The sequence below is a fragment of the Actinosynnema sp. NPDC059797 genome (assembly GCF_042732085.1).
GTDB lineage: Bacteria > Actinomycetota > Actinomycetes > Mycobacteriales > Pseudonocardiaceae > Actinosynnema.
The window spans coordinates 1-6604 of sequence record NZ_JBHWIE010000377.1; the positions used below are offsets into that span (position 1 = coordinate 1).

Sequence of the window (6604 nt, forward strand, 5' to 3'; positions counted from 1 at the left end):
GTGCCAGTACGAGAAGGCGCGGGAGTCGAGCGCCAGGCGCACGCGGGCGGACTCCCCCGGCGCGAGGTCGACCTTGGCGAACGCCTTCAGCTCGCGCTCCGGCCGGAACACCGAGGACTCCGGGTCCGACACGTACACCTGGACGACCTCCGCACCGCGCCGGTCACCCGTGTTGACGACCGTCAGGGACACCCGCGCGGTGTTCCCGTGGGCCTCCACCTCCAGGTCGCGGTAGTCGAACGCGGTGTAGGACAGGCCGTGGCCGAACGGGTAGGCCACCGGGAGCGCGTGGGCGTCGTACCAGCGGTAGCCGATGAGCAGGCCCTCGCCGTAGCGGACCACGTCGTGCTCGCCGGGGAAGTTGCCCACGGCCGGGTTGTCCGCCAGGGCGACCGGCACGGTCTCGGCGAGCTTGCCGGACGGGTTCACCACGCCCAGCAGCAGGTCCGCGACGGCGCCGCCGCCCGCCTGGCCCGGCAGCCACGCCTCCAGCAGGGCGCCGGCGTGGTGCTGCCACGGCGCGACCTCCACCACCGACCCGTTCGACAGCACCACCGCGACCTGCTCGGCGGCGCCCGCCACGGCCTCCAGCACGGCGACCTGCTCCGGCGGCAGGCGCAGGTGGTCGCGGTCGTAGCCCTCGGACTCCCAGGAGTCGGGCAGGCCGAGGAACACCACCGCGACCGCGCCGCGGGCGGTCGCCACCGCCTCGTCCAGCAGGGCGGCGGTGTCGCCGGAGCCGTCGAGGGTGAAGCCGGGCGCGAACCGGACCTCGCGCCCGGCGGCGGCCCGGAGCGCGGTCAGGGGGTCGTCGACGCGGGTGGGGGTGCCCTGGGACGAGCCGCCGCCCTGGAAGCGCGGGGTGCGGGCGAACTCGCCGACCACCGCGAGCGGGACCTCGCCCCCCGGGTCGAGCGGCAGCACGCCGTCGTTCTTCAGCAGCACGGCGGACGCCGCCGCCGCCTCGCGGGCCAGCGCGTGGTGGGCGTCCTCGTCGTAGGTCTGCCCGGCGCCGAGGGCGGGCTGCGCCCTGGCGACGAGGTCGAGGACCCGCGCCACCGCGCGGTCGAGGTCGGCCTCGTCGAGCGTCCCGGCGTCGAGGGCGGCGAGCACCGCGTCCCGGCCGACGCCGTCCGACGAGGGCATCTCCAGGTCGAGCCCGGCGGCCAGGGCCTTGTCGCGGTCGTAGACGGCGCCCCAGTCGGAGACCACGACGCCGTCGAAGCCCCACTCGTCGCGCAGCACCTCGGTGAGCAGCCAGTGGTGCTGGGAGGCGTACTCGCCGTTGACCTTGTTGTAGGAGCACATGACCGTCCACGGCCGGGCCCCGGTCACCACGCGCTCGAACGCGGGCAGGTAGATCTCGCGCAACGTCCGCTCGTCCACCTCCGCGGACACGGACATGCGCGCGGTCTCCTGGTTGTTGGCCGCGAAGTGCTTGACCGAGGCGCCCACGCCCCGGCCCTGCAACCCTTCCACCAGGGCCGCGCCCAGCTCGCCGGCCAGCAGCGGGTCCTCGGAGAAGTACTCGAAGTTCCGCCCGCACAGCGGGGACCGCTTCATGTTCACGCCGGGACCGAGCACGACCGAGACGCCGAGCGACCGCGCCTCCAGCGCCAGCGCCTCCCCGATGCGCCGCAGCAGGTCCACGTCCCACGAGCACGCGGTGGCCGCCTCGACCGGGTAGGCCACGGAGGGGGTCGCGCCGAGCAGGCCGAGGTGGTCGGCCTGCTCGGGCTGGCTGCGCAGGCCGTGCGGCCCGTCGGACAGCATGATCCGCCCGATGCCCAGCCGGGGCACGGCCCTGGTCCGCCAGAAGTCGGAGCCGTCGAGCAGCCCGGCCTTCTCCTCGCGCGTCAGCTCGGCGAGCCGCGACGGGACGTCGGGCGGGGCGGTGTCGTTCACCCTCCAACGAGTACCACTTGCCCGCGCCGGCCGCGCCCGGGGTTCACGGTCGGGTGAGGCGGCGCAGGGCGACGTGGGCGACGGGCAGGTACGCCAGGACGACCGGCGCCGGGCCGCGCACGGTCAGCCAGGTTCCCCCGTCCGGGTCGACGCCGTGGCGCAGGGCCAGCCGCAGGGGGCCGAGCCGGGCCCGCCAGGCCCAGGTGCGGGCGGTCTCGTCCACGTCGGTGACGGTGAAGCGCACGCGCACGCCGAGCGGGCCCCGGACCACGCCGGTCACGCCGGGCGCGAGGCGCGGCGCCGACGCCTCGACGCCGGTGATCTGCGGCGCCCACCCCGGCCAGAGGCCGATCAGGGCGTACCGCTCCCAGACCACCGCGGCGGACGCGCGGCCCGGCGCCCGCGTGCCGATCTCCACGGTCGCCATGGTCGCCGACGCGGGGCCGGACCGCACGGCGGACCCGGCGACCGCGCCCGGTCGGGGGTCAGTCGCCGCGGCCCGTCGCCCCCAGCACCACCCGCACCCCGTGCGGCAGCGACGTGAGCCGTTCGACGGCGGCCGGCGTGGCGACCTCCGCCCACCCCGCGCCCGCGACCGCCACCACCGCGCCGGAGCGGGTCAGCAGCTCGTCCAGCGGCACCCCGAGGGCCAGGTCCTCGCGGTGCGCCCAGACCACCACGGCGGCGGGGCGGAGCTTGTCGACCCCGGCCAGCAGCGCGCGGGCCGGGAGGCGGGCGCCGAGGTTGCGCCACGTCGAGCCGCGTTCGGACAGCGCCGCGCCCAGCGCCTCCAGCGGCAGGGTGTGCTGCTCGTCCGGCGCGCACGCCAGCAGCGCGGCCGGCCTGCCCTCACCGGCGGGCAGCGGCACGCCGCGCAGGGCGTGCAGGACGGCGGCGCTGGCGACGTGCTCGACCTCGACGCCCCCACCCCGCGCGGTGGCCCGCCTGCCCAGTTCGGCCAGGGCGGGCGTGAAGACGCGCTGCCAGGCGTCGATGACGCCGTGCTCGGCGACGAGCCCGCCCGCCAGGTCCCTCGCCAGCGGCTCGTCGAGGCGGCCGGCCGCCGCCAGGAGGCCGCGGCGCGCGGTGCGGGCCGCTCGCGCGTCGAGCACCGGGCGGTCGTCAGCGGCGGGGTCCGGCGGCGGCTCGCCCAGCGCGACCCGGGCCGCGGCGGCCGGCGCCAGGCCCCGGGCGGTCAGGGCGACCATGCGGCGCAGCCGCTCGACGTCGCGCGGCGTGTAGCGGCGGTGGTTGCCGGCGGTCCGGGCGGTGGGCCCGAGGCCGTACCGGCGGTGCCACGTGCGCAGCGTCGTGGGCGAGATGCCGAGCATCCCGGCCAGCGCGCCGGGCGTCATCCCGCTGCCCTGCTCGACCATCACCCTCCGACCGCGAACCCTCCGACCGCGCCCGCGCCACCCGGCGCCGGCTGGACACCGAACGGCCGGAACCGTCCTCAGTGGACCACCGGCCGGTCACGCCCGCTTGTGCTGCCGGGCGATCAGCGTGCGCAGCTCGCTCTCGCCGAGGCCGCCCCAGATGCCGTAGGTCTCCTCGACGGCCAGCGCGTGGTCACGGCACTGCCGCATCACGGGGCAGCGGTGGCAGACCTCCTTGGCGCGCTCCTCCCGGCTCCGCCGCGCCGACCCGCGCTCGTTGGGCGTGTGGAAGAACAGGGCGCTGTCCATGCCGCGGCACAGACCTCTGAGCTGCCAGTCCCAGGACTCGGTGACCGGTTCTGGCAGGCGGGACAGTTCGGGCATGGGACCACGTCCTCTTCCAGGGGACCAGGCGACGCGCCCACTCTAAATTCGATTCAAAAGCGTTGCAACTCGATGCACACTGACGTGGAAAAGCCGGCGGGGTCCCGGGAGGGGACGCCCGCCGGCCGGAGGGGACCGGTCACGCCACGTGCGGGTTGAACCGGGAGTACCCCGGCGCGCTCCAGCGCAGCGGGCTCAGGCCCGCGACCTCCACCACGTCGGTGGCGGTGAACAGGACCACGCGCTCGGCCCCCGGGTGGGCCGCGACCCGTTCCGGCGACGTCTCGACCCGGGCCCGGCCCGAGACGTGCAGCGCCGCCCCCGTCCCCCAGTCGGGGAACAGCAGGCCCGCGGCGGGGTGCAGGGCGAGGTTGCCGAGGGTCAGGAACATCGCGTTGCCGGCGTAGTCGGGCCACTCCAGCTCCGTCGGCGAGGTCACCCGCACGAAACCGGGGTTGCCGCCGCGGTGGGAGGTCTCGACGCCGCCCTCGCCCGAGGCGGTGGTGACGAAGAACGTGTCCGCCGCGCGGACCCGCTCCCGCTGCCCGGCGGTGAGCGCCGCGCCGCGACCGGTGACCCGGGGCGTGCCGGCGGGTCCCGGTTCGGGCAGGCGCTGCTGGATGTACTTCGGGCAGTTGGCGAAGACCCGGTCGACGCGCACCACCAGGCCGTCGCCCTCGGGGTGCGCGGTGCCGTTGACCCGCATCCGGCGGCGCGTGCCCGGGTCGACGGCGATCATGCCGACCGGGGTGGGACCCGCCAGCGCCCCCGCGAGCGGGTCGACGGCGGCCGGCCGGGCTCCGATCACGAGGGTGCCGGGGTCGGCGACCCGGAGGAAGCCGGGCTCCCCGGTGAGGGACGTCGCCCACAGCCGCCCGCCGCCGTCGTCCGCGCCGAGGAACAGGACGGGCCGCTCGGCGAGGAAGCGCGCCGCCACGTCGGGGATCGACGTGCGGATCGCCCGGCCCGCGTGGTCGGCGCGGTCCAGCACGCCCGCCTCGTGCTGGACCGCGCGGTGCCCTCGGTGGTACACGGCACCCCTCAAAAGAAGCCGCAGGTGGGCGCGCCCGCGGTCGGCGCGGCCCCACCCGCGCCGGTAGGCGCGTAGATCTCCAGCCGGATGCCGTCCGGGTCGGTGAAGAAGATGCCGCCGGAGTCGGCGCCCTCGCCGTGCGGCACCACGCCGTCGTAGGCGAACTCGACCGCCAGGCCGCGCAGGACCGCCTCGGCCTCGCGGACCTCGTCGATCGAGCCGACCTGGAACGACAGGTGGTGCAGACCCGGCAGGCCGGTGGCGAACGCGCCCTCGCTCTGCTGCCACAGGGTCAACCGCAGCTCGCCCCGCCGGCCGAGGAAGACGAAGCGGCGGTCGTCCCCGTTGCCCTCGGCGAGCACCTCGAAACCGAATACCTGCTGGTAGAAGCCGCGCGAGCGGTCGATGTCGGTGACGTTCAGGCCGATGTGCCCGGTCTGCGGGTCGGCGATCGCCATGCCATTCCTCCGTCGAGTTGATCTAACTACTCATCGAACGTTAGGGGGTTAGAACCACGGCGTCAACCCGGCTAAGCTGTTTTAGGGGGTTAGAAGTAGGTTGAGCAGGGCCAACGTTGCGCAGGAGGTGCGGGTGCCCACCGAGCAAGACCGACCCACGTCCGCCGACCCCAGGCCCCTGACCGGCGAGCCGCTCTCGCTGGACCTGCTGAACACCCGCTGGGTCATCGACGGGCCCCACGACCTGCTGGACGGCCTCGACGGCCTGGCCACCTGGCTGCGCGGCGCGGGCCTGGCCGACCGCTGCCCCGCCGACGAGGCGACCCTCGCGGCCGTCCTGCGCACCCGCGAGGCGCTGGCCGCCGCGGTCGCCTCGCCCGACGAGGCCGCGGCGCTCAACGACGTGCTCGGCCGCGGCCGGATCCACCTGGCGCTGGTCGACGGCGCGCCGGTCGAGCGGGTCGAGGTGGACGAGCCGGCCTGGCTGCCCGGCTGGCTGGCCGCCCGCGACTACCTCGACCTGCTGCGACGCGCGCCCGACCGCGTCCGGCCGTGCGCCAACCCGGCGTGCGTCCTGCACTTCTTCGACGTGTCCAAGAACGGCAGCCGCCGGTGGTGCTCGATGGCGGGGTGCGGCAACCGGTCCAAGGCCAGCCGCCACTACGCGCGCGTCCGGGAGAACCGGGCGGACTGACCCCGGTGGCCGAAACCGCCGCGGCGCCCGACTCGGCCGCGAGGACCTCGCGCGCGACCTGCTCAACCGCCACGGTGGACCGCTACCTGGCGGGCGACGCCGACCTCGTCCGGGCGATCAGGGTGCCGGTGCCGGGCATCTGCCTCTACGGGGTCGGCACGCGGCCGGCGGGTCGGTCGGACAGGAACCGGGACACCGCCGTGCCGAGGACGCGGATGCCCGCGGTCGAGTGCGGGTCGATGCCCACCAGCTCCCGGACCCGCCGCAGCCGGTAGTCCAGCGTGCGCGGGTGCACGTTGAGCGAGGCGGCCGTGCGCGAGCGGCTCATGTCGTTGCGGTAGTAGCACTCCAGCGTCTCCACCAGCTCCGGCCCGCCGGCCAGGCGCGCCGCGACCCGGCGCAGCCAGCGGTCCAGCTCGGGCAGCTCGGCCACCCCGACCTCGATCGCCACGTCGGCCAGCGTGGGCACGTGGTCGGGCACGGCCAGGGGCCGCGCCACCCGGCTGACCCGGCGCGCCAGCGCCACCGCCTCGCCGATCGCGCCCGCCGGGCCGACCGCCGCACCCGCCGCGCACGGCCACCCGGTGATCTCCGCGACCGACCGGGCCAGCGCGGTGGCCTGCTCGACCCGGCCCTCGGCCGGGAAGGCGACCAGCTCGGCCCCGCCCGTCCAGGTCGCGGGCACGCGGTGGTGCCGCCACAGGGCGTCGAGGACGTCGTCGCGCCGGTCGCCCGCCCGCGGGTCGTCCGGGTC

The 6604-nt window shown here is 76.3% G+C and carries 8 protein-coding genes; 1 reads left to right on the forward strand and 7 read right to left on the reverse strand.

What is annotated here, in order from left to right:
* The 6 genes from ACFV4N_RS37565 to ACFV4N_RS37590 form a co-directional block, all read right to left on the reverse strand.
* The coding region (locus ACFV4N_RS37565) for a glycoside hydrolase family 3 C-terminal domain-containing protein (protein ID WP_499677434.1) at window positions 1-1905 on the reverse strand (1905 nt) is incomplete at its 3' end.
* 43 nt (window positions 1906-1948) lie between these two features.
* Window positions 1949-2323 carry an SRPBCC family protein gene (locus tag ACFV4N_RS37570; protein ID WP_499677435.1) on the reverse strand — a complete coding sequence of 125 codons (375 nt, stop codon included), beginning with the start codon at window positions 2321-2323 and terminating at the stop codon, window positions 1949-1951.
* Between the two features lie 67 nt (window positions 2324-2390).
* A complete protein-coding gene (locus ACFV4N_RS37575; protein ID WP_499677441.1) occupies window positions 2391-3281 on the reverse strand; it encodes a MerR family transcriptional regulator in 891 nt (296 codons plus the stop codon).
* Window positions 3282-3377: 96 nt separating this feature from the next.
* On the reverse strand, window positions 3378-3665 hold the full coding sequence (locus tag ACFV4N_RS37580; protein WP_499677436.1) for a WhiB family transcriptional regulator: 288 nt from the start codon (window positions 3663-3665) through the stop codon (window positions 3378-3380).
* A gap of 139 nt (window positions 3666-3804) precedes the next feature.
* A complete protein-coding gene (locus tag ACFV4N_RS37585) occupies window positions 3805-4698 on the reverse strand; it encodes a pyridoxamine 5'-phosphate oxidase family protein (protein WP_499677437.1) in 894 nt (297 codons plus the stop codon).
* Window positions 4699-4706: 8 nt separating this feature from the next.
* Window positions 4707-5156, reverse strand: a complete 450-nt coding sequence (locus tag ACFV4N_RS37590) for a VOC family protein (protein ID WP_499677438.1) — start codon at window positions 5154-5156, stop codon at window positions 4707-4709.
* A gap of 133 nt (window positions 5157-5289) precedes the next feature.
* On the opposite strand from ACFV4N_RS37590, the gene ACFV4N_RS37595 reads away from it, so the two are divergent.
* Entirely contained in the window at window positions 5290-5850 is a 561-nt protein-coding gene (locus ACFV4N_RS37595) for a CGNR zinc finger domain-containing protein (RefSeq protein WP_499677439.1), read from the forward strand.
* 145 nt (window positions 5851-5995) lie between these two features.
* Here the strand turns inward: ACFV4N_RS37595 and ACFV4N_RS37600 are convergent.
* Window positions 5996-6604 (reverse strand): PucR family transcriptional regulator (locus tag ACFV4N_RS37600; protein ID WP_499677440.1); only part of this gene is annotated, 609 nt, incomplete at its 5' end.

Coding starts and splice junctions, on each gene's coding strand:
- ACFV4N_RS37575 (WP_499677441.1), bottom strand. CDS start 3,281: ATGGTCGAGCAGGGCAGCGGGATGACGCCCGGCGCGCTGGCCGGGATG.
- ACFV4N_RS37590 (WP_499677438.1), bottom strand. CDS start 5,156: ATGGCGATCGCCGACCCGCAGACCGGGCACATCGGCCTGAACGTCACC.
- ACFV4N_RS37580 (WP_499677436.1), bottom strand. CDS start 3,665: ATGCCCGAACTGTCCCGCCTGCCAGAACCGGTCACCGAGTCCTGGGAC.